Consider the following 21,603-nt stretch of genomic DNA (forward strand, 5'->3'; position numbering starts at 1 on the left):
TCCTACCCGGGCACGACACGATACACGCTGGCATTTCCTTCAACGCCGCGAAGAGGAGCTTCAAACACCGCGATTGCATGCCCGGAAAGGAGATCGCTCACTCCCGGCGCCGAATACAGCGCCTCCGAGATACAAATCTCGCCCGCATCCGCCAGCGACTGGACACGCGCGGCAACATTTACGGTCTGGCCGAAATAATCCAGATTGTCGTTCAGGGTCACGGCGATGGAGGGGCCGCAATGGGCTCCAATCTTCAGGATGATGCTCGGATCGCCGTGGTCGGAATTGTAGCGTTCGATTTCCCCCAATATGTGGAGCGCCGCCGAGATCGCGTCTGTCGGGCGAGAGAAGACCGCCATGACTGCATCGCCGATCGTCTTGACGATGGCACCGGAATGTTCCTGAACGGTCGCACCGAGCAAAGCAAAATGTTCGCGGACCAGCGCATAGGCATTGAGATCGCCGAGCCGTTCGTACATGGCGGTCGAACCTTTGAGATCCGTGAACAGCAGGGTCACCTGCCGGATTCCCAGGCCCTCCCTTTCGTCCACGCGTTCTGACCGGAACAGGCGGCGAAACGTCTGTCTCGCGAGCAACATCCCGCCGGACATGTAGGGCTCGAAATCAAGCGGCGGCTTGATCGCTTGAGCCAAAACCTCAGGCGGCCAGTTGATCAGGAGCAGGGAGCCTCGCGTGGATCCGCGGTTCTCCGCCTCGACAATGACGGGGCCGGGCGGCACGGCGGCCAGCGAGGGGGAAAAGCGCTGCCCATCGTATCCAACTCGCAAGATTGTCGGCGAGGTTGTCGGCTCGCCGGCCACCGCAACGGCGAACGCAGCCTGGGTTTGAATATTGACCCCCGCCAGAGCGCCGGGACCGAGTTCGCAACGAATGGTCGTGGCGGAGCCTGGCGGCAAGAACGAAAGGCCGCGAACGAACGCATGCAAATAGTCGAGAAATCGGATTTGTTGGCCAGGTATCCGCGCGTCATTCAGAAATCGAAGCTTCCAATGGAAATCCTCGACCGAGAGGGAGGCAGGATCGTGAAACGGAAGCCGCCGAAGCTGGGGCGACACCGTAAACGTGACCTCTATGAAGTCGTCGAGATCGGTTTCGCCAGTGACGTCGCACAAACCACAAACATAGTGGGTCTTGAGCGTGCGCAAGGCGCCGAAGCTATCGAGCACCATCCCGGATTGGGGACAAACAACATCCCAGCTCATCTCGAATAGCCCGCTTCTCGTCGCATAGAGAAACAGGTCAATGCTTTCCGGCTCTGCAATGGCGCGGTCGCGCGCGAATGCCAGCGGATTGACGCGGTAGAGCGATAGATCGTCACCGCTCCTGATGAGCGTTTCGAATTTGGAGATCACGCGGGGGCTCCAGGATCGGGCCCGCTCGATCTCGGTCATCTTGCTTTCGAGGAGCCTTTCCTGAATGTCGGTCATTGTGCGCTCGGATTAAGTGCGCTCGGATTAATCGTTCGTCACGCGCAGGCGTGGGCGCGAAAACGGCGGCACCACCTCGAGCGCACCGGCTCGTGCCTGCTGCGGTCGAGAGCACCACGCCAACCGCGCGACGATGTCTAGCCCGCCACCTGCGAAGCCGCCGACATCAACTCACCCGGGCTCGGCATCCCGAACATGCGCTGGCCGCCTTCCGGAACTTCTGTAAAGGCCCAGCGCACGACCCCTTCCCGATCGAGCAGGAACTGGCCGAATAGCTGGCCCTGGCCGGTTGCAGCCATGCGCTGATCGGCCTCCATCATCTCGTAGCCATCCTTGTTGTTGAGCTGCTCGGCGGCTGCCAAACGATTCATCGGCCCGGGCAATTCTCCGGGAATGTCAACTTGCATGCCCATGACCACATCCATGCCCACCTTGCGCGGCCACTCGGTTTCCTTCTCGGTGAACTCGAGATTGGGCAGGCCGAACGCGCGGTGCGAGACCCGCTCGGGATCGGACGCGGCAAGCAGATTGGGCAACGGGTGATAACGGAAGTAGAGCCGAGCGCGCTCGATCGGCGTATTGACGACCGTCAGACTTTCAACGCCCTTGTCGCGCAGGGCCGCGTCAAGCTGCGCCTGGGCCGCGATATGGCGGCGGCAGAACGGGCAGTGCAGGCCTCGAAACAGGCCGACCAATATCGGACTTTGCCCGCGAAAATCATCGAGCGCGATCTTCCCTTCGCGGGTGATGGCATCCAGCACGATGTTCGGTGCGCGATCACCCGGTTGCAGCGGTCCATCGACATGACGTTCTGGCATGGTTGAACTCCTTCACATGACCTAGTCAAGAAATGGCAGTACAATCAGTCCGGCGGGATCAAGCCCGTGCCTGGTGCAGACGTCATCGGCCAGCGCGAAATACCGCTCGGCCTCGGGCATGTCGCCGCGATCAAGGTTCAGCGTCGCGAGACCATCATAGCACGGAAAAAGCTGCTGCGGCTCGCCGGTTTCGCTCGCGACCTTGATCGCCTCATTGTAGCAGCGGGCGGCCTGATCGGGCCGGAAATGGCATTGATGGATTTGCCCGAGCACGATCAGGGGCACGGGGAGATGCTCGCGCTGATCGAGCGCACGGTCGATCTCGATTGCCTTTTCGGCAGCCGGCACCCCTTCCTCGGTGCATTTGTCCGTGAAGGTGCAACAGGCAACGGCGAAATTGGCGAGAAGACGCGCCTGGAACCCGAGATCGCCAATACGATGCGCGACATCCAGTCCGCGCCGACATACATCAATGGCTTGCGCCGGGTCGACAATCGTGTAGAGCACGCTGAGATTGGTGTAGCCGCGGCAGGCCACATTGAGAAGGCCGGCGGCCTCGGCCGCCGCGACACTTTGCTCCACTTCGCGCACCGCATCCTGGTGTCGTCCAAGCCGCGCCAGTGCAACCGCCTTGGTATTGAGAGCCTCGGCAATGGCGCGCGCCGCCTCGAGTCCGGCCTGCTCGTCCGCGTCCGCCGGGACGGATCGGGCGTAGCCAAGCGCCTCGTCCGCCCATGTCGCGGCGGCCACGTGATCGCCCATGCGAAACGCGAGACGGCCGCGCTCCTGCAAGAGGTGCGCCCGTTCGATCGGCGCATCGGTCCCTCCAAGCAGGTCAGCCGCCTCGGCGTAATGCCTCTCTGCGTTGATCCGCTTGCCGGCGTCCCACAACAACCTGCCAAGCTTGCGAAGGATTCGCGCTTCGCCAATGCGGTCCTTTGTGGCGCGATGCCCCTCCAGCGCGCTCTGGTAGTGCTCCTCGGCCGTGTTGCGGCGGCCCGCCGCGGCGCAGAGGTCCGCGATCCGCTCGTACAGAAGCAGGCGCTCCGGCACGCATTCGCCGCCGGTCAACAACATGGCGAGGGCCTGCTGATAGAGACGGATGGCATCGTCATTGGCATAGGTCGCGCGTGCGCGATCGCCGGCCGCGCGCAGATGGCGGGCGCCTTTCGACTTGTGCGCACTCAGGCTGAAATGATGGCCCAGCAGGATGAGGTCCTCGAGCCGTTCGGGCTCGCTGCCATAGAGCCGCTCCAGCGCGGCACCAATCCGTCCATGGAGCTCGATCCGCCGCTGCAAGAGCAGGTTTTGATAGATCACGTCCTGCAGCATGGTCTGCGTGAAACGGTAGGATCGCAGCGAGATCGAGTTTGCGCCCGCAACCTCCTCGACAATCTCGGCGTCGCACAGAAGTTCGAGGCCCACTTCGACCTTCGCCGGCCCGGTTGCCGTCGCACCGAGCAGAGCCGCGTCGAAGCGCGGGCCGATCACCGCGGCCTCCTGGGCCAGCCGGCGCACCTCATGCGGCAGCCGGTCCAGCCGCGCCAGCAATAGCGCCTGAATGCTTGCCGGGATGTCGGCGGCGGCCTCATCCGACTTTATCCGCCACTGCGGGCCGTCACGCTCCAAGGCGCCGGCCTCGATGAGACCGCGGATGATTTCCTCGAGGAAAAGCGGATTGCCGCTCGCGCGCTCCAGGATTCGACTGAACAGATTTCCCGGCGGCTCGCGCCAACCGTGACTGAAATAAGCCGCCAGCAGGTTCTGTCCGTCGGCGTCACCGAGCGGAAGCAATCGAAGGGTCGTGTGGCTGATCCGGCCCGAACCGAACTGATCCAGCTCCAGCATTGGCCGATGCGTAAACAACAGCATCAACCGCGTGCGCTCCAGCCGGTCCATCAGGAACCGCAGCGCCTCGAGGGAGACGGCATCGGCCCAGTGCAGATCCTCGACGATGATCAGAAGCGGTGACAAGGCCAGGCGCCGTTCGAAGACGGTCCGGATCGCAAAGAATATCTGCCGCCGGAGCTGTTCGGGCTCGACGTGCTGCAATGCGGCGTCCGGGCCGCCGAGGCCAAGGACATGGACATAGAGCGGCATCAGCCGCTCTGCCTCTTCGGCCGGAAGGCCAAGCTCCGACAGGGCCTCAGCCAGCCTGGCCTCAGCCGCCGCGGCGCTGGCCTTCTGCGCGATGCCATAGGCGCTGCGCAGCACCGCGGCGAGCGTGCCGTAGGATTGTTCGCCGAGGGGCGAGCAGGCGGCCTGCCGGATCGCCACACCTGCGAAGCGCTCCTCATCGCGGATGCGGGCGACGAATTCGTTCACCAGGCGCGTTTTGCCGATGCCCGCTTCGCCGACCAGCCGCACCAGTTGCGCCGCACCGCCGCACGCGCGATCGAGACTGCCGATCATGCGGGCAAGCTCGACGTCGCGGCCGATCAGCGGCGCACTGAGGCCCAGCGTGTCGAGGCCTCGCGCCGCACGCGGCGTGTCGAGCGGTCCCTTGAGACGATGGACCAGGACACTGCCCATCTTGCCCTTGAGCGAGACCTCGCCGAGCGATTCATACGAGAACGCATGCCGGGTCAGGCGGTAGGTCAAGGGCCCGACCAGCACTTCGTCCGGCGGCGCCATCGACTGCAATCGCTGCGCGGTATTCACCGTGTCGCCGGTTACCGAATAGGACTTGGCAACGCCCACACCCAGTCCGCCCGCAACCACGTGCCCGGTATTGATGCCGATGTGGAGCAGCAGCGGTGCGCCGGCATAGACCTTCGCGCGCTCGCTGAGCTGCTCCGTCCGCTTGATCATGTCGAGTGCAGCACGGACCGCCCGCTCCGGATCGTCCTCGTGCGCTGCTGGCGCGCCGAACAGCGCCAGCAGCGCATCGCCAATGAATTTGTCCACGAAGCCGCCAAAGCCTTGCACCGCTTCCGTCAGCTCCTCGAACAATTCGTTCTGAAGGGCCTGCATGACCTCGGGGTCGAGGCGCTCGCTCATCGCGGTGAAGCCGCTGAGATCGGCAAACAGCACGGTAATGGTGCGGCGGTTGGCTTCGTTGTCCATCCTGTCTGGCTGCGGTCGAAAAGCCTGGTGAGGGTCGACCGCCGGCGCCAGCGGCGGTGACGACGCTCTGACCGGCGCTGTCGACCGGCCCGGCTGCGCCTGTCCCCCGGCTTTGGGGGGTTCACTGACGAGGGCGCCGCATTTCGGGCAATACGTGAAATCCGGAGCGCATGCATAGCCGCAGCCGGGGCACGCGTTCGGCTGCTTCGTGCCGCACTTCGGGCAGAAGGCAAAGCCGCTCTGAACCTCGGAACCGCAGCAAGAGCAGTTCATGGGTCAAGACCCCGCGGAAGCCGCGATGACGCGGTCTACTGGACCTGTCGGATGGGCCCAGCGACCTGACAAGCATGGGCTCGTCGTGCAGGAAGAGCAAGCGGTGGTTGATTAACGGCCGCGAGCGCCGCTTCACTCATCCCCGCAAACAGCCGGTTCAGCGCGCGGCGGCGCGCTGAACCGCTAGATGGCGCCGCCCCCCACCAGCACGAAGGGCGCCCAAGTTGCGGGCTGCGCGCTCTCGCCGCCCTTGGTGATCAGTGCCGAGATCGAGCGACGCAGCGCCTCTGCTCGGCCGATATCGGGATGCGTCTTCATGGCGTCGATCGTGCCGGTGGTGATGGCGACCGCGGCGTCGGAGTTCACCGCCCAGTGCGACACCAGCAGCGCGCGCGTGCCGGCATAGAAGAAGGCCCGCGCAAGACCGGAGAAGGCCTCCGAATTGGCGGCCTGCCCGCCAGCAGTGTTGCAGGCCGACAGGATCACCCAATCGGCATCGAGCTTGAGACCGGATACCTCCGACGACGAGAGATAGCCGTCATCGGTGGACGTCGGCGCCGCTGGCGGGCTGAGGATAAGTCCTGGCTCGATCGAGCCGCGCACCTGCCCCGCAAGCGCGCCATGCGTCGCAAAATGCAGGATGCGATACTTCGCGAGATCGCCGCTTTGGCCGAGCGTCTTCATCCTGGTCTCGGAGGCGTCGCCAGCGAGGACGACGTCGCCTTTGACGGGCGCGAAGGTGCTGGCCACCGCGCACAGTTCGAGCGCAGTTTCCGGCAGCGGCATCTGCCGCCTGAGCTGCACGATGTCCGCGGTGCCGCCCGACAGCGCGTCCACGGCGCGCAAGCTCCGTTGTGCGACCTGGGTCGCCTGCGTCGGGAGGACGGCGCAGGTCTGAATCTGGCGCGCCAGCTTGGCACGCGCCATCGCGACATCGCTGCGGCCATCGCCGTCGAGCACGGGATTGCCGATGCCGAGAAACGGTTTCGACGCCGCGCTCTTGCGTGCGACCTGCCGCAATGCCTTGAGGCTGGAGACTGAAGGCAGCACTGTGGTGGCAAATCGCTGGACCAACCAGGGCGCCTTCGCGAGGTCCTGGCCGGCAGCCGGCTTCTCGGTCAGCAAGACCTGAAAGGGCAGCGTCGCCAGCGGCCCCGACGACACCAGGATCAGCTCCTTGCCATCGATGTCGCGAGCGACAGGCCCGAGCAGCGCCTGGTAGAGCGCAAAGGCGCGCTCCTGGTTGAACGGCAATGGCTCGTCCGCCCCAAGCGGGGCCTTGCGGCCGAGCTTCTGCGGACATGTGGTCGCCTTGTCCAGCCATGCATCCGTATCCAGACCGCAGCGCAAGGCACCGACGGCCTCAGCGAGTTGCTTTTCGCCGAGATCCGCCGAATGCCAGCGCACGTCCGAGCGCGTCACGGTCCAGACGAAGGTGGCGCGTGACGTCGTCGTGAACAGCAACATCGCCTCGTTGGGACGAAGCTGCTTCTGGGCATCCTCGATCGCAATCGGCGCCTTCGTTACGAGCGCTGCATAGTCCGGAAACTGCGCAGCGATTGAGCGATCCAGTTCCCGGATTTGACCTGAGATGGCCGAGGCTCGGGCACGAAGCGCCTGCTCCGCCGCCGGGTTGCGCGCAGCATCCGCCTGCGAGATCGCCGCCACGAGCATCTTGTCGGTCGCGACAGCTTGCGCGCCGAGATCCTGCCGCTCGCGGACGCGCGCGGCGAGATCCCCGCTGCCATCGGCGATGCGGGCCGACATGCCGGCAATCGCCCGCGCAGCCTGCTCGTCACCGATCCATTGCGCCGCTTCGAACGCCTGCGATCGCAAGGCGCCGGCCTGCCCCGCATTGGCGCTCGCGAGGTTATAGGCGGCTACGATCAGTCCGGGATAGGGATTGGTCTCTTCATGGACCTTCACATCGCCGCGGCTCTCCTGCTCGGCGGCGCGGCGGCCGTTCTGGATCGCGACCGCGCGCGCGAACGCGTCGCGGGCCTGCTGCCAATCCTTCAAATCGATATGATGGGCGCCGAGATTGGCGAAGCTGTTGGCAACATCCGGATGCTGCTCGCCGAGAGCGCGCAGGCGGATATCCAGCGCGCGCTTCAGCAGCGGCTCGGCCTCCTGCGGCCGGCCGGTGCTGTCCAGAATGACGGCCAGATTGTTGAGACTGTTGGCGATCAGCGGGTGAGACCCCCCGAGCGCGGCCTCGCGTATCGCAAGCGACCGGCGCGCGAACGGTTCGGCCTCGGCGTAACGATCGGCCTCGCTCATCAGCGTCACCAGATTGTCAAGCGCGATCGCGACATCCAGATGTGCCGGCCCGAGCGCCTTCTCACGGATCGCCAGCGACTTGCGGAACAGCTGCTCCGCCTCCTGCTTGCGATCGAGATGGGCCCAGGCCTCCGCAAGGTTGTTCAATGCCGTCGCCACGTTCGGATGCGCTTTCCCGACGGCCTTCTCCTGAATGGCGAGTGCGCGGGTCAGCAGCCCCTCGGCCTCGGCGTCCCGGCCCTCGCGCGAGAACACCAGGGCCAGATTGTTGAGGCTGGCGGCGACATCGGGATGATCAGGTCCGAGCGCCTTCTCCCTGATAGCCAAAGTCCGTCGGGCCAATTGCTCGGCCTCCGGAAGCCGTCCCTGCGCACGGCGGAGCTCGCCGAGATTGTTGAGGGTCGCTGTCAGATAGATGCTGTCCGGGCCATGCTGCTTCTCCTGAAGCACAAGCGCTTCGGCAAAACTCGCCTCGGCCTGCTGTAACCGGCCTTGCGCCCGATTGACCTCCGCGATGTTGTTCAAGGTCACCGGGATCATGATGTCGGCCTGTCCCGGAGACTTCCTGAACACCACGAGCGCACGGTTGAACAGATCGAGCGCCTCCGTCTCCTTCATCTGGCGGTGACGGAGATTGCCGAGCTGCATCCGCGCCAGCGCCGTGGTGAGATGGTCAGGGCCCAGCACGCTCTCGTCGATGGCGATCGCGCGCGACAAGTCGCGTTCGGCATCGCCGAGCCTGTTCTGGCCGAGCTCGATCTGGCCCAGCGTGGCGAGCACGGCGGCGACATCGGGATGATTGGGACCGAGGCTCTTCTCGCGAATGACGAGGGCCCGCCTCAGCACGCTTTCGGCCTCGGTGGTCTCGCCTTTCGTCTGGAGCGCCTGCCCCAGCACGACCAGCGTGGTCGCGGTCAGGGGCGATTGTCGCCCCGTGCTTTTCTCGGCCTCAACGACGAGCTTCCTCGCCAAGCCGACCGCCTCGCCGTAGCGGCCCTCCTTCGCCAGCGCCGTAATGCGCTGCATCAGCGCCAACATGTCTTGCGACCCCGCCTGCCCCGGCGAGACCATGACGCTTACGAGAAGTACAAAACAAAAAGACTGCGCGGCAAACCTCGGCCACCGTACCCACATGCTGCGATCGCTCCGATTCCCCGCGCCCGCGACCTGTTGGGCCACAGCAAGATGAAGACACTATGACCGCGTCCTGCGTCCATGGACGAACCGATCGCAGAAACCAGGGGAAGACATTCGCACGGACCGGTCACGCGCCTGCAGCGGACGTGCTGATGCAGCCATGCATGGCAGCATGCGGCCGGTCCGATTGACACGCGCGTCGCCAACGCTACGTTGCTGATCGGAAAGAAGAAACAACAAGGCAAGGGATTCGCCGTGACACGCGTCATCGCGTCTTGAGCGCAGCCGCGCGGCCGTCGGCGCTCGCGCCATTCCGCATCCGCAACTATCGCTTCCAGTGGCCGTCCGACCTGCTCACATCCTGGGCGTTCGAGATCGAGACGCTGGTGCTGGGCTGGTACATCCTGGTCGAGACCGGCTCGGTGCTGCTGCTCACCGTGCTTGCCTCGCTCCAATTCGTCGGGACCTTGGTCGCGCCGGTGTTCGGCATGATCGGCGACCGCATGGGTCATCGCGATCTTCTGGTCGCGATGCGTCTTGCCTATACTGTGCTCTCGTCAACCATCATGGTTCTGGCGCTGACCGGTCATCTGTCGCCGCTGAGCGTCATGATCATCGTCGCGGTCATGGGCCTGATTCGCCCCTCGGATCTCGGCGTCCGCGGCGCGCTGCTCGCCGAGATCATGCCGGCCGAGCAGCTGGTGGGCGCCATCAGCGTTGCGCGCACGACCCAGGACAGCGCGCGCATCGCCGGAGCGTTGACGGGCGCCGGGCTGTTCGCCGTCCTCGGCATTGGCCTCGTTTACGTGGCGATTGCCTGTCTCTACTTCGTGGCCGCGCTTCTCATGCTGTGCCTGACCCGGCCCAAGAGGACCGTCATCACGAGCGATCTTCCAGCGAATAGCCATGCCGTCTCGCGGCTGCTCGGCGATCTGAAGGAAGGGATCGTTTACGCCTGGAGTGGCCCGGGAATGCGTGCGGCGCTGTGCGTCGCCTTCCTGGCCAATCTCACCGCATTTCCCTTCACTGGCGGATTGCTGCCCTACATCGCCCGGGAGATCTTTCATACCGACCAGACCGGCCTCGGTTACCTCTCGGCGAGCTTCGCGGTCGGCTCGCTGATCGGCTCCATCACGCTCAGCCTGGTCGGCGGACTGCGCATTGCGCGGCTTCTGATCGGCGCGACGCTGGCCTGGTACGCGATGCTGCTGGTATTCGTCGAGGTCAGGACCATGCCGGTGGCGATGGCCTGCCTCATGCTCGCCGGCATCGCCCAGAGCATGTCGATGATCTCGGCGGCCGTGATCCTGATGCGCACCGCGAGCGCACACCTTCGCGGCCGGGTGATGGGCGTGCGCATGATGGTGATCTACGGCCTGCCGATCGGATTGCTCGCCGCCGGCAGCCTGATCGACATCATTGGTTATTCCGCGACGGGCTCGCTCTATGCCGCCGCCGGCTTCATCGCGATGCTGGCGATCGCCATCCGCTGGCGCGCCGACCTCTGGCCGGTCCATGCACCCGCCAATGCGCGATGACCGCGCCTACTCCCCATACCCGCGCAGCCGCTCGATATCGAGGATGGTGACGCCCCCATATTCGAGCCGCAGCAGTCCCTCCTTCTCCAGCCGGTTCAGCGCGCGGTTGGCGTTCTGGCGGGACATGCCGGAGAGCGCACCGATCTCCTCCTGGGTGATCTCCAGATGAGCGGTCGATTCCGGATAGAGGATCGGATTGAACAGTGAGGCGATGCTGCGGGCGAGGCGCGCGGTGGCATCCAGCGTGCGGTTGACCTCGAGCATGCCGATGAACTGGCCGAGCCGTTCGTTGAGCTGGCGCACCAGAAAGCGGTTGAAGCCGACGCTGTTCTCGAACAGCCACATGAAGGCGCTGCGTTCCATCAGCGCGACGCGGCTGTCGCGCAGCGCGACCACGTCATAGCGGCGCGGCTCGTTCTTGAGCACACTGCCCTCGCCGAACCAGGCCCCCGCCGTCAGCCCGGCGAGGCTGGTCTCCTTGCCGTCCCTGGAGACCCCGCCCATGCGGGCAAGGCCGCCCACCATGCCGGCCCAATAGGCAAAAATATCACCGCGCATGAACACGGTCTCGCCGGTGCCGTAGGACCGCTCCGTGATTCCGGCGCGCGCGACCTCGATCTCCGCTTGCGTGAGCTCGCGCGACCAGGCGGCGACGCGCTTCAGTTGATCTTCTGAAATCATGATCTCGCGGCCAGCCGCACCGTTTCGTCACTCCATCTTCTGCTGCATTGCAGCATGATGATTCCAACCGCCATCCGACGAAAGATGAAGGCCGCCGCCGCCCGGCAAACTTTGTCGCAGAATTGTCAGCCGCGAGACATTTCAAAATAGCGCTTTCCCCTATTGAGGACCACCTCGGACGATGCGGCTTTTGATCCCTGACGGGAACGAGAGTGGCGCGGCTCCGGTCGAGACCATCTGCTGCATGGCCTCACCGGCACCACCGTACTAGGATCGCTGGGCAGGAACGGACGAAGAGCGCCACTAAAAAGCGCCATCACCGGGAGGGTTTCGTTTGGTGGCTACCAGTCTTGAAGTGCGCGACGTGTCCTTGCGATTCGGCGGCGTCCGGGCGCTGACCGACGTCGGCTTCTCCATTAGGGAGGGCGAGCTGTTCTCGATCATCGGCCCCAACGGCGCCGGCAAGACCTCGATCGTGAACTGTATTTCCGGCCGCTACAAGCCGACCGAAGGCCAGCTGTTCTACCAGGGCCGCGACATCACGGCCCTGACGCCGAACGCCCGCGCCTCGCTCGGCATCGGCCGCACCTTCCAGAACCTGGCGCTGTTCCACCACATGAGCGTGCTCGACAACATCATGGTCGGGCGCCATCACCTCCTGAAGAACAATTTCCTCACAGGCTCGCTGTACTGGCTCACCGGCGCGCGCAAGGAGGAGCTCGAGCACCGCCGCAAGGTCGAGGAGATCATAGACTTCCTCGACCTGCAGTCGGTGCGGAAGGCGCAAGCCGGCACCCTCTCCTACGGCCTGCGCAAGCGCGTGGAGCTCGCCCGTGCCATGGCGCTGGAGCCGCGTCTCATTCTCCTCGACGAGCCGATGGCCGGCATGAACTTCGAGGAGAAGGAGGACATGGCCCGCTACATCGTCGATCTCAACGAGGAATTCGGGATGACGGTGGTGATGATCGAGCACGACATGGGCGTGGTGATGGACATCTCCCACCGCGTCATGGTGCTGGATTTCGGCAAGAAGATCGCCGAAGGCGATCCGGCGACGGTGCTCGCCGATCCCCACGTCAGGCGGGCCTATCTTGGTGAAGAAGACGAGGTGCTGGTCGATCCGGATGACGCTGCACCCGCGCAGGAGAGCGCGGCATGATGGATTACGCAGGCCGCGTCGCACAGGCCGACACCTATCCGAAGATGCTCCGGCTCAATGCGAAGGAGCATGGCAACGAGATCGCATTGCGCGAGAAGGATCTCGGGCTCTGGCGGCTGTTCACCTGGAGCGACTACCAGACCCGCGTGCGCGACTTTGCGCTCGGTCTTCTCGAAATGGGCCTTGGCCGCGGCGACGTCATCGGCATCATCGGCGACAACCGGCCGGACTGGGTGGCGGCGGAAGTGGCGACGCACGCCATCGGCGGCCTCAGCCTCGGACTTTATCGCGACGTGCTGGACGAGGAGGCTTCCTATCTCCTCAACTATGGCGAGGCGCAGCTCGTCTTCGCCGAGGACGAGGAGCAGGTCGACAAGCTGCTCACCCTCGCCGACCGCGCGCCGAAGCTGAAGCACATCATCTATTCCGATCCGCGCGGGATGCGGAAATACGACGATCCCAGGCTGATGTCGGCGGAGAGCTTTGCCGAGCTCGGCCGGGCCCGTGCCGCGCGGGAGCCGGAGCTCTACGACAGGCTGGTCGATGCCACCAAGGGCGAGGACGTCGCGATCCTCTGCACGACGTCTGGCACCACGTCCCATCCCAAGCTCGCCATGCTCGCCGCCGGACGCGTGCTTGGCCATTGTGCAACTTATCTCGCCTTCGACCCCAAGGGCCCGGACGACGAATACGTCTCGGTGCTGCCGCTGCCGTGGATCATGGAGCAGGTCTACGTGCTCGGCAAAGGCCTGCTCTGCCGGATGAAGATCAACTTCGTCGAAGAGCCCGACACGATGATGAACGATCTGCGCGAGATCGCGCCGACATTCGTGCTCTTTGCCCCAAGGGTTTGGGAATCCATCGCCGCCGACGTCCGCGCCAAGGTGATGGACGCGACGCCTCTCAAGCAGCGCCTGTTCGACGTCGGCATGAAGAGCGGCCTCGCCGCGCTCGAACACGGCAAGCGCTCGGGCCTTGCCGACGCCATCCTGTTCCGCGCGCTGCGCGATCGCCTCGGTTTCACCCGGCTGCGCTCGGCCGCGACCGGCGGCGCGGCGCTCGGGCCCGAGACCTTCAAGTTCTTCCAGGCCATGGGCGTGCCGCTGCGCACCCTGTACGGCCAGACCGAGCTGCTGGGGGCCTATACGCTGCATCCCGAGGGCAAGGTCGATCCCGACACCACGGGCGTGCCGATGTCCGACGAAGTCGAGATCCGCATCGACAATGCCGACGTCCATGGCGTCGGCGAGATCGTGGTGCGGCATCCCAACATGTTCCTCGGCTACTACAAGAATCCCGAGGCGAGCGTCGCCGACATCAAGGACGGCTGGATGTTGTCGGGCGACGCCGGCTATTTCAACGCGAACCAGCAGCTCGTCGTCATCGACCGCATCAAGGATCTCGCCGAGACCTCGCGCGGCGAACGCTTTTCGCCGCAGTTCATCGAGAACAAGCTGAAGTTCTCGCCCTATATCGCCGAAGCCGTGGTGCTCGGGGCCGGCCGTGATGCGCTCGCGGCGATGATCTGCATCCGCTACTCCATCATCTCGAAATGGGCGGAGAAGAACCGGCTCTCGTTCACGACCTACAGCGACCTCGCCTCGCGCCCCGAGGTCTATGCGCTGCTCCGCAAGGAAGTCGAGACCGTCAACGCCACGCTGCCGCCGGCGCAGCGCATCTCGCGCTTCCTGCTGCTCTACAAGGAGCTCGACGCCGACGACGGCGAGCTCACCCGCACGCGAAAGGTGCGGCGCAGCGTCATCAACGAGAAATACGAAGGCATCATCGATGCCATCTACCGCGGCGATGCCGACATCCCCGTCGACACCGTGATCCGCTTCCAGGACGGCACCACGCAGCGGGTGCGGACGACGCTGCGTGTGGTGGATCTCGGCGGACCCGGGCACATGGCGGAGGCGGCGGAGTGACACGGTCTACCGTCGCGAGCGGTGCTGCCCTTCGCCTCTCCCCGCTTGCGGGGAGAGGCCGGAGCGCGTCAGCGATCCGGGTGAGGGGGAGCCTCCGCGAGGGCAGTGACAATTGTTTCGAGAACGCTGACCAAATTGCTCGAAACGTCCTTGTTCCAGAACCGCAAAATTCGATAGTTTCGGTCGATCAGCCATTTGTCCCGCACTGCGTCCTGCGCACTGTCGGCGTGTTGGCCACCGTCAACTTCAATGATCAGCCGGACCTCGCGGCAAATGAAGTCGACAGTGTATGGGCCAATCGGCTCCTGCCGAACGAATTTGTAACCGTTGAGCCGGCGTGCACGGAGGCGATACCAGAACGTCCCCTCCGCATCAGTCAATGCGGCACGCAAATGCCTGGCGCGCTCCGTCTTGCCCTCATCAGCACCTCGCATGCGGAAGCTCCCCCTCACCCGCCGCGCTTTGCGCGTCGGCCTCTCCCCGCGCGCGGGGAGAGGCGAAAGGTCCACCATCCATGAACACCGCCTTCCTCATCCAGCTCCTGGTCAACGGCCTCGTGGTCGGCACGCTCTATGGCGTGGTCGCGATGTCGTTCGTGCTGATCTACAAGGCGACCCAGGTCGTCAACTTCGCGCAAGGTGAATTGCTGCTGGTCGGCGCCTGGGTGTGCTGGGCGCTGCTTGCCAAATATCAGGTGCCGTTCTGGATCGGCATGCCGATGACGCTCGTGTTCATGTTCGTGTTCGGCATCGCGGTCCAGGTCCTGATCCTGCGGCCGATGATCGGCGAGCCCATCATTTCCGTGATCATGGTGACGATCGGCCTCTCCACCGTGCTCCAGGCAACGCTGAAATGGATGTTCGGCGTCAATCCGCAGCCGTTCCCGCGCGTGTTCGAGAGCCAGTCGGTCAGCTTGCTGGGCTTACAGATCCAGACCGTCTATGTCATGAGCCTGGTGGTCTCCGTCGCCATGATGATCGGCATGGCCTGGTTCTTCCGTGCCTCCAAATACGGCCTTGCGATGCGCGCCACCGCATTCAACCAGCAGGTCGCGCAATCGCTCGGCATTTCCGTGAAGAGCGTGTTCGCGATGGCCTGGGCGATCTCGGCGACGGTGTCGGCGGTCGCGGGCGTCGTCGTTGCGGTCGTGAACGGCGTGTCTTCGGGCCTTGCCGCCTACGGCATCAAGGTGTTTCCGGCGGCGATCCTCGGCGGGCTCGATTCCGTCGGCGGCGCCGTGCTCGGCGGCATCATCATCGGCCTGCTCGAGAACGTCGCACAATATGTCGACAGCGAGTACCTGCACTGGGGCAATCTCTACGAGATCGCGCCGTTCTACGTCCTCATCATCGTGCTGATGATCAAGCCCTACGGGCTGTTCGGCACCCACGACATCGAGCGGATCTGACCCATGGCCGGCCCTGCCCTCATTCCTGCTGGTGATTTCCGCACCTCTTATGCGGCCGACACCACGATCTTCCCGACCACGACCAGCCGCAACTTCGCCATCGCAGGCGTGCTGTTGCTATGCCTCGCGCCGCAATTCTTCAGCGGATACTGGCTCAGCATCCTGATCCAGATCGGCATCTTCTCGATCGCGGCGCTCGGGCTGAACATCCTGGTCGGCTTCACCGGCCAGATCTCGATCGGGCATGCCGCCTTCTTCCTGCTCGGCGCCTTCACCTCGGCCTACATCTCCAACAGCGCGCCGATCCCGGTGTTCTTCGCGATCCCGCTCGCCGGCGTCGTCACCGCGCTGGTCGGCCTGATCTTCGGCATCCCTGCGGCGCGGCTGAAGGGGCTCTATCTCGTCATCGCGACGCTGGCCGCGCAGTATATCCTGCTCGACTTCTTCTCCCGCGCCGAATGGTTCACCGGCGGCTCGGTGCCGGCGAGCGCCAACCCGTTCTCGATCTTCGGCTACACCCTGCGCGGCGACAAACAGTATTTCTACGTCGTGCTGGCCTATGTGCTGCTCAGCTACATCCTCGTCACCAACCTGATGCGCACCCGCGACGGCCGTGCGCTGGTGGCGATCCGCGACCATTATCTCTCTGCCGAGATCATGGGCATCAACCTCACCAAATACCGTACGCTATCGTTCGGGCTCGCCGCCTTCTTCGCAGGCATCGCCGGCGCGCTCTACGCGCACTACCAGCTCGTGGTGTCGCAGGAAGGCTTCGGCATCGAGCGCTCGATCCTGTTCCTGGCCATGATCATCATCGGCGGTACCGGCTCGATCATGGGCACGCTGATGGGCACCGCCTTCGTGGTGCTGCTGCCCGAAGGGATGGAGTTCATCAGCCATTATTTGAAGGGCGGCGCGATCGACAAGGCGCTGTCACTCAACACCAACATCACCTTCCTGCGCGAAATCGCGATCGGGGTGATCATCATCGCCTTCCTGATGTTCGAACCCGACGGGCTCGCGCATCGCTGGCGGCAGATCAAGGCGTATTGGAAACTCTACCCGTTCTCGCATTGAGCGCGGGCAACTTCACTTAAACAATAAACAGGAGGAACCGACCCATGACGATGAAATCCCTTTTGAGCACCGCCTCGCTCGCCGTCGCGATCGCCGCATTCTCGGCCGGCGCACAGGCGCAGATCGCGATCGGGCACCTCGCCGACTATTCCGGCGGCACCTCCGACGTCGGCACGCCCTATGGCCAGGCCGTCGCCGACACCTTCGCCTGGGTCAACAAGAACGGCGGCGTCGGCGGCAAGCAGCTCAACGTCGACACCAACGACTATGGCTACCAGGTGCCGCGCGCGATCGCGCTCTACAAGAAGTGGTCGGCGCCGGACAGCAAGGTCGCCGCGATCATGGGTTGGGGCACCGCCGACACCGAGGCGCTGACCGGCTTCCTCGCTCAGGACAAGATCCCCGACATGTCCGGCTCCTATGCTGCCGCCCTCACCGATCCCGAAGGCGTCAGCGGCAAGGCCAAGCCCGCTCCTTACAATTTCTTCTACGGCCCGAGCTATTCGGACTCGCTGCGCGCGATGCTGATGTGGGCGGCCGAGGACTGGAAGGCCAAAGGCAAGTCCGGCAAGCCGAAATTCGTGCACATGGGCGCCAACCATCCCTATCCGAACGCGCCGAAGGCCGCCGGTGAAGCGATGGCGCAGGAGCTCGGCTTCGAGGTGCTGCCGCCGCTGGTGTTCGCGCTCGCGCCGGGCGACTACAGCGCCCAGTGCCTGAGCCTGAAATCCTCGGGCGCCAACTACGCCTATCTCGGCAACACCGCGGCGTCCAACATCTCGGTGATGAAGGCCTGCAAGACCGCCGGCGTCGAGATCCAGTTCATGGGGAATGTCTGGGGCATGGACGAGAACGCCGCCAAGACGGCCGGAGATGCCGCTAACGGCGTGATCTTCCCCTTGCGCACCGCGGTGAGCTGGGGCGGCGACGCGCCCGGCATGAAGACGCTGATGGAGATCTCGAAGATGTCCGACGCCAGCGGCAAGGTCTACCGTCCCGTGCACTACGTCGCGGCGGTCTGCTCTGCGCTGTACATGAAGGAGGCGATCGACTGGGCTGCCAAGAACGGCGGCGCTACCGGAGACAACGTCGCCAAGGGCTTCTACCAGAAGAAGGATTGGGTGCCGGCCGGCATGGAAGGCGTCTGCAATCCCTCGACCTGGACCGACAAGGACCATCGCGGCACGCTGAAGGTCGATCTCTATCGCACCAAGGTTTCTGGCGCGACCGACGGCGACCTCAACGACCTCATGGCCAAGGGCACGATCAAGCTCGAGAAGGTCAAGACCGTCGAGCTGCCGCGCAAGCCGGAATTGCTGGGCTGGTGAGCGCCTGATCTGACCGTCGTTCCGGGGCGCCTCGAAGAGGCGAACTATGGTGCGCAATTGCGCACCTGAGAACCTCGAGATTCCGGGTTCGGTCCTGCGGACCGCCCCGGAATGACGGAAGAAGCTCTGACGACAGCGGAGAATGAAGACGCATGACCGACACCCTCGAAGCATCCCGCAGCAAGCCGACCGCCGTGCCGCCCGCCGCCCTGCTCGCAGTGCGCAACATCGAAGTGGTCTATGACGACGTCATCCTGGTGCTGCGCGGCCTCAGCCTCGACGTACCCAAGGGTGCGATCGTGGCGCTGCTGGGCGCCAACGGCGCCGGCAAATCGACGACGCTGAAGGCGATCTCGGGGCTGCTCAAGACCGAGGACGGCGAGGTCACACGCGGCGAAATCGTGTTCGATAATGAGCGGATCAACGGCATCGACCCCGACAAGATCGTCCGCCGCGGCATCTTCCAGGTGATGGAGGGTCGGCGCATCGTCGCCGACATGACCTCGCTGGAGAACCTCAAGCTCGGCGCCTTCACCCGCAGGGACCGCGAGGTCGATGCCGATCTCGACATGGTCTTCAACTATTTCCCGCGCCTGAAGGAACGCACCGGCCTTGCCGGCTATCTCTCCGGCGGCGAGCAGCAGATGCTCGCGATCGGCCGCGCGCTGATGGCGCGCCCGAAGATGATCCTGATGGACGAGCCGTCGATGGGCCTGTCGCCGCTGCTGGTGAAAGAGGTGTTCTCCATCATCCAGAAGATCAACCGCGACCTCGGCGTCACCATCCTCCTCGTCGAGCAGAACGCCCGCGCCGCGCTGTCGGTGGCGAGCCACGGCTACATCATGGAGCAGGGCAAGGTCGTGCTCGACGGCACCGCCGACGAATTGCGCGACAACGAGGACGTCAAGGAATTCTACCTCGGCGGGGCCGGCGACCAGCGCAAGAGCTTCAAGAACCTCAAGAGCTTCAAGCGGCGCAAGCGCTGGCTCTGAACTTTTAGGGTTCGAGCACCTGCTCCGCTTCCGTGACCGCGCAGAGAACATGATAGAACGACGACGCAGGAATGGTGTCGATCAGCGATTTGCCGTCGCGATCGAACTGGTCGTACCAGCCGCCCCTCACGGGATGGCTGAGATAATGCCGTTCGAGCCGCACCAGCGCCGCGCGCGCCTCGTCCGCCGCGCCCGCCTCGCCGGATTCGGCCTGCGCGATCCACGCCTTCGCGATCTCGGTCTGCGGCCACAGCCGGCGCGCGCTGCGGCGGATATTGCCGATGTCGTCGCCTTCGTCGACCAGGCAGCCCGTGGCCTCGTCGCGATAGCGCATCGAGGTCGCAAGCAACTCGGCACGCCGCTGTCCAGTCGGGCATCCCGTGATGCGCTCGAACCCCTTCAGCAGCCAGACCCATTCCGCCTGGTGGCCGGGCTCGACGCTGACCGGCTCGATCTTCGACCAGTCTTCCTCGAAATACTCGGTCAGGATGCGCTTCTGCTTGTCGTAGAGATTGGCCAGGAACAGCGCGAAGAACTCGCCCGCACGGTTCTGGAACGACAGGTCGTGGGTCGCGTCGAAACACGCGATCATCGCCTCGAACAGATGCATGTGCGGGTTCTGCCGGCGCGGCAGCGACACCGGAAGGCCTTCGTGCACGCCTCCATGCGGCGAGCGGAGATGGCTGTCGAGGAAAGCGAGCAGCGCGTCGATCTCGGCACGAACCTGCGCGTCCTGGTCGAGCGTGTAGACGGTCGCGAGCGCAAACAGGATGAAAGCGTGGTCGTAGGCATCGCGCCGGCCGTCCAGCACCGCACCTTCCGGCGTCAGCCGGTGCACATAGCCCGGCCGGCCGTCGGGCGCTTTGGCTTTGCTGAGCAGATGCTCCAGCCCCTTCAGCGCGATGGCGCGGCCCTCAGGGTACCAGCCCATTTGCGCGGCCTTCGCGTAGCAATAGATCTGCCGGGCCTGCACGAACACGCGCCGTGGCGCGGCCGCATCCGCGGCTCCGTCGCGGTGCAGCCGGTCGATGAAGCCGCCTGCGGCAGGATCCCAGCCGACGGTCGACCACAGCGGCAGCGCCTCCTCGATCATGCGGCGCTTCAGGCGCGCGACGACGTCCGTCGCCTCCTCCGCCGCAATGATTCCTTCGTCCGCCATCGCGTCCTCTCCAGGCCTCGCCGATCGCCGTCTGATACCCACGCCAGCGGCGGCGCGCAACGGATGCCAACACGGAAAGAACAGCCATGACCGCCCACTACGATGCCCGCGAGACGCGCGAACAAGCCGCCCGCGAGGCCGATCTGTTCTCCCGCCTGCCGGAGGTGCTGCGAGCCGCGATGGCCGCCCCGGCCTATGCCGAGCGGCTGAGAGGTCTCGATCCCGCCGCCGTGACCTCCCGGGAGGCGCTGGCGGGCCTGCCGGTATTGCGCAAGTCGGAACTGCCCGCCCTGCACAAGGCCTCGGCGCCCTTCGGAGGCTTCGTGGCGTCGGCGCCGGGGTCGTTTGCCCGCCTCTTCACCTCCCCAGGGCCCATTTTCGAACCGGAGGGGCGGCAGGCCGATCCCTGGCGCGGCGCAAGGGCGTTGTTCGCGGCCGGGTTCCGACCCGATGACATCGTCCTCAACACCTTCAGCTACCATCTCACCCCCGGCGGCTTCATTTTCGATGCCTCAGCGCGCGCGCTCGGCTGCGCCGTGATCCCGGCAGGGCCCGGCAACACCGAACAGCAATTCGAGCTGATCGAGGCCTACCGCCCGGTCGGTTACAGCGGCACGCCGGACTTCCTGAAGATATTGCTCGATGCCGCAGCGAGTTCGGGACGGGACGTCTCCTCGATCAAGCGCGCACTGGTTTCCGGGGCGGCGTTCCCGCCCTCGCTGCAGGCCGAGATCAAGGCGCGCGGCATCGATGCCTACCAGGCCTTCGGCACCGCCGATCTCGGCCTCATCGCGTTCGAGACCGAGGCGCGCGAGGGCATGGTCGTGAACGAGGATCTGATCATGGAGATCGTCAAGCCCGGCACCGGCGATCCCGTTGCGCCGGGCGACGTCGGCGAGATCGTGGTAACGTCGCTCGATCCGCACCATCCCTGGATCCGGCTCGCCCTCGGCGACCTCACCGCAGCGCTGCCGGGCCCAAGCAAGTGCGGCCGCACCAACATGCGCATCAAGGGTTGGATGGGCCGCGCCGACCAGACCACCAAGGTCAAGGGCATGTTCATCCGTCCAGAGCAGATCGCCGAGATCGGCAAGCGTCATTCTGCGCTCGGAAGACTGCGCCTCGTCGTCACACGGCAGGGCGAGACCGACGCAATGACGCTGAAGGCGGAAACGGCGGCCACGAGTGACGCCCTGCGCGAGGAAATTGCGACCAGCTTGCGCGCCGTGACGAAACTCGGCGGAAGCGTCGAGTTCGTCAATCCCGGCGCGCTGCCGAACGACGGCAAGGTGATTGCGGACGAACGCTAGT

General features: G+C 64.9%; 15 protein-coding genes. 8 read left to right on the forward strand and 7 right to left on the reverse strand.

The annotated features are described in order from the left end of the window. Positions 1-2 precede the first annotated feature (2 nt). The 4 genes from XH81_RS00715 to XH81_RS00730 all read right to left on the reverse strand — a co-directional run bounded on the left by XH81_RS00715 (position 3) and on the right by XH81_RS00730 (position 8,923). Complete coding sequence (locus XH81_RS00715) at positions 3-1,448, reverse strand: adenylate/guanylate cyclase domain-containing protein (protein WP_028143357.1); 1,446 nt, start codon at positions 1,446-1,448, stop codon at positions 3-5. A gap of 137 nt (positions 1,449-1,585) precedes the next feature. Then, positions 1,586-2,266 (reverse strand): redoxin domain-containing protein, encoded by a 681-nt coding sequence (locus XH81_RS00720; protein WP_028143358.1) that lies wholly within the window; start codon positions 2,264-2,266, stop codon positions 1,586-1,588. A gap of 21 nt (positions 2,267-2,287) precedes the next feature. Continuing rightward, positions 2,288-5,605, reverse strand: coding sequence for an adenylate/guanylate cyclase domain-containing protein (locus tag XH81_RS00725; RefSeq protein WP_028143359.1), 3,318 nt, complete (start codon positions 5,603-5,605; stop codon positions 2,288-2,290). Between the two features lie 183 nt (positions 5,606-5,788). Further along, positions 5,789-8,923 (reverse strand): CHAT domain-containing tetratricopeptide repeat protein, encoded by a 3,135-nt coding sequence (locus XH81_RS00730; protein ID WP_271595632.1) that lies wholly within the window; start codon positions 8,921-8,923, stop codon positions 5,789-5,791. A 374-nt stretch (positions 8,924-9,297) separates the two neighbouring features. Here XH81_RS00730 and XH81_RS00735 point away from each other — a divergent pair, with 374 nt between their 5' ends. Then, the gene (locus tag XH81_RS00735; RefSeq protein WP_028143360.1) at positions 9,298-10,560 is read left to right on the forward strand and encodes an MFS transporter; all 1,263 of its coding nucleotides are present in this window, start codon (positions 9,298-9,300) and stop codon (positions 10,558-10,560) included. A gap of 6 nt (positions 10,561-10,566) precedes the next feature. Here XH81_RS00735 and XH81_RS00740 read toward each other — a convergent pair whose 3' ends face one another. After that, complete coding sequence (locus XH81_RS00740; RefSeq protein WP_028143361.1) at positions 10,567-11,241, reverse strand: Crp/Fnr family transcriptional regulator; 675 nt, start codon at positions 11,239-11,241, stop codon at positions 10,567-10,569. A gap of 337 nt (positions 11,242-11,578) precedes the next feature. Here XH81_RS00740 and XH81_RS00745 point away from each other — a divergent pair, with 337 nt between their 5' ends. Then, a complete protein-coding gene (locus XH81_RS00745) occupies positions 11,579-12,400 on the forward strand; it encodes an ABC transporter ATP-binding protein (RefSeq protein ID WP_028143362.1) in 822 nt (273 codons plus the stop codon). Further along, positions 12,397-14,328 carry a long-chain fatty acid--CoA ligase gene (locus XH81_RS00750; protein WP_028143363.1) on the forward strand — a complete coding sequence of 644 codons (1,932 nt, stop codon included), beginning with the start codon at positions 12,397-12,399 and terminating at the stop codon, positions 14,326-14,328. Before XH81_RS00745 ends, XH81_RS00750 begins: the two co-directional genes overlap by 4 nt. 68 nt (positions 14,329-14,396) lie before the next feature. Here XH81_RS00750 and XH81_RS00755 read toward each other — a convergent pair whose 3' ends face one another. Continuing rightward, on the reverse strand, positions 14,397-14,762 hold the full coding sequence (locus XH81_RS00755) for an endonuclease domain-containing protein (RefSeq protein ID WP_271595633.1): 366 nt from the start codon (positions 14,760-14,762) through the stop codon (positions 14,397-14,399). Positions 14,763-14,842: 80 nt separating this feature from the next. On the opposite strand from XH81_RS00755, the gene XH81_RS00760 reads away from it, so the two are divergent. The 4 genes from XH81_RS00760 to XH81_RS00775 all read left to right on the forward strand — a co-directional run bounded on the left by XH81_RS00760 (position 14,843) and on the right by XH81_RS00775 (position 19,133). Beyond that, the gene (locus XH81_RS00760; protein WP_018317428.1) at positions 14,843-15,736 is read left to right on the forward strand and encodes a branched-chain amino acid ABC transporter permease; all 894 of its coding nucleotides are present in this window, start codon (positions 14,843-14,845) and stop codon (positions 15,734-15,736) included. A 3-nt stretch (positions 15,737-15,739) separates the two neighbouring features. Then, the gene (locus XH81_RS00765) at positions 15,740-16,813 is read left to right on the forward strand and encodes a branched-chain amino acid ABC transporter permease (RefSeq protein WP_028143365.1); all 1,074 of its coding nucleotides are present in this window, start codon (positions 15,740-15,742) and stop codon (positions 16,811-16,813) included. Between the two features lie 44 nt (positions 16,814-16,857). After that, entirely contained in the window at positions 16,858-18,141 is a 1,284-nt protein-coding gene (locus XH81_RS00770) for an ABC transporter substrate-binding protein (RefSeq protein WP_028143366.1), read from the forward strand. Positions 18,142-18,293: 152 nt separating this feature from the next. Next, positions 18,294-19,133 carry an ABC transporter ATP-binding protein gene (locus tag XH81_RS00775; protein ID WP_028143367.1) on the forward strand — a complete coding sequence of 280 codons (840 nt, stop codon included), beginning with the start codon at positions 18,294-18,296 and terminating at the stop codon, positions 19,131-19,133. Positions 19,134-19,137: 4 nt separating this feature from the next. Here the strand turns inward: XH81_RS00775 and XH81_RS00780 are convergent, their stop codons facing one another. Continuing rightward, positions 19,138-20,292 carry an AGE family epimerase/isomerase gene (locus XH81_RS00780; protein ID WP_161966401.1) on the reverse strand — a complete coding sequence of 385 codons (1,155 nt, stop codon included), beginning with the start codon at positions 20,290-20,292 and terminating at the stop codon, positions 19,138-19,140. An 86-nt stretch (positions 20,293-20,378) separates the two neighbouring features. On the opposite strand from XH81_RS00780, the gene XH81_RS00785 reads away from it, so the two are divergent. Continuing rightward, entirely contained in the window at positions 20,379-21,602 is a 1,224-nt protein-coding gene (locus tag XH81_RS00785) for a phenylacetate--CoA ligase family protein (protein WP_028143369.1), read from the forward strand. The last annotated feature ends 1 nt before the right edge of the window (position 21,603 follow it).

The sequence above is a fragment of the Bradyrhizobium sp. CCBAU 25360 genome (assembly GCF_028128695.1).
Taxonomy (GTDB): domain Bacteria; phylum Pseudomonadota; class Alphaproteobacteria; order Rhizobiales; family Xanthobacteraceae; genus Bradyrhizobium; species Bradyrhizobium ottawaense.

Bases quoted from the DNA above. Each gene is read 5' to 3' on its own strand.
- XH81_RS00730 (WP_271595632.1), bottom strand. From the start codon at position 8,923: ATGTTGGCGCTGATGCAGCGCATTACGGCGCTGGCGAAGGAGGGCCGC.
- XH81_RS00780 (WP_161966401.1), bottom strand. From the start codon at position 20,292: ATGGCGGACGAAGGAATCATTGCGGCGGAGGAGGCGACGGACGTCGTC.
- XH81_RS00770 (WP_028143366.1), top strand. From the start codon at position 16,858: ATGACGATGAAATCCCTTTTGAGCACCGCCTCGCTCGCCGTCGCGATC.
- XH81_RS00775 (WP_028143367.1), top strand. From the start codon at position 18,294: ATGACCGACACCCTCGAAGCATCCCGCAGCAAGCCGACCGCCGTGCCG.
- XH81_RS00720 (WP_028143358.1), bottom strand. From the start codon at position 2,266: ATGCCAGAACGTCATGTCGATGGACCGCTGCAACCGGGTGATCGCGCA.
- XH81_RS00740 (WP_028143361.1), bottom strand. From the start codon at position 11,241: ATGATTTCAGAAGATCAACTGAAGCGCGTCGCCGCCTGGTCGCGCGAG.
- XH81_RS00765 (WP_028143365.1), top strand. From the start codon at position 15,740: ATGGCCGGCCCTGCCCTCATTCCTGCTGGTGATTTCCGCACCTCTTAT.
- XH81_RS00725 (WP_028143359.1), bottom strand. From the start codon at position 5,605: ATGAACTGCTCTTGCTGCGGTTCCGAGGTTCAGAGCGGCTTTGCCTTC.
- XH81_RS00715 (WP_028143357.1), bottom strand. From the start codon at position 1,448: ATGACCGACATTCAGGAAAGGCTCCTCGAAAGCAAGATGACCGAGATC.
- XH81_RS00785 (WP_028143369.1), top strand. From the start codon at position 20,379: ATGACCGCCCACTACGATGCCCGCGAGACGCGCGAACAAGCCGCCCGC.
- XH81_RS00755 (WP_271595633.1), bottom strand. From the start codon at position 14,762: ATGCGAGGTGCTGATGAGGGCAAGACGGAGCGCGCCAGGCATTTGCGT.
- XH81_RS00760 (WP_018317428.1), top strand. From the start codon at position 14,843: ATGAACACCGCCTTCCTCATCCAGCTCCTGGTCAACGGCCTCGTGGTC.
- XH81_RS00750 (WP_028143363.1), top strand. From the start codon at position 12,397: ATGATGGATTACGCAGGCCGCGTCGCACAGGCCGACACCTATCCGAAG.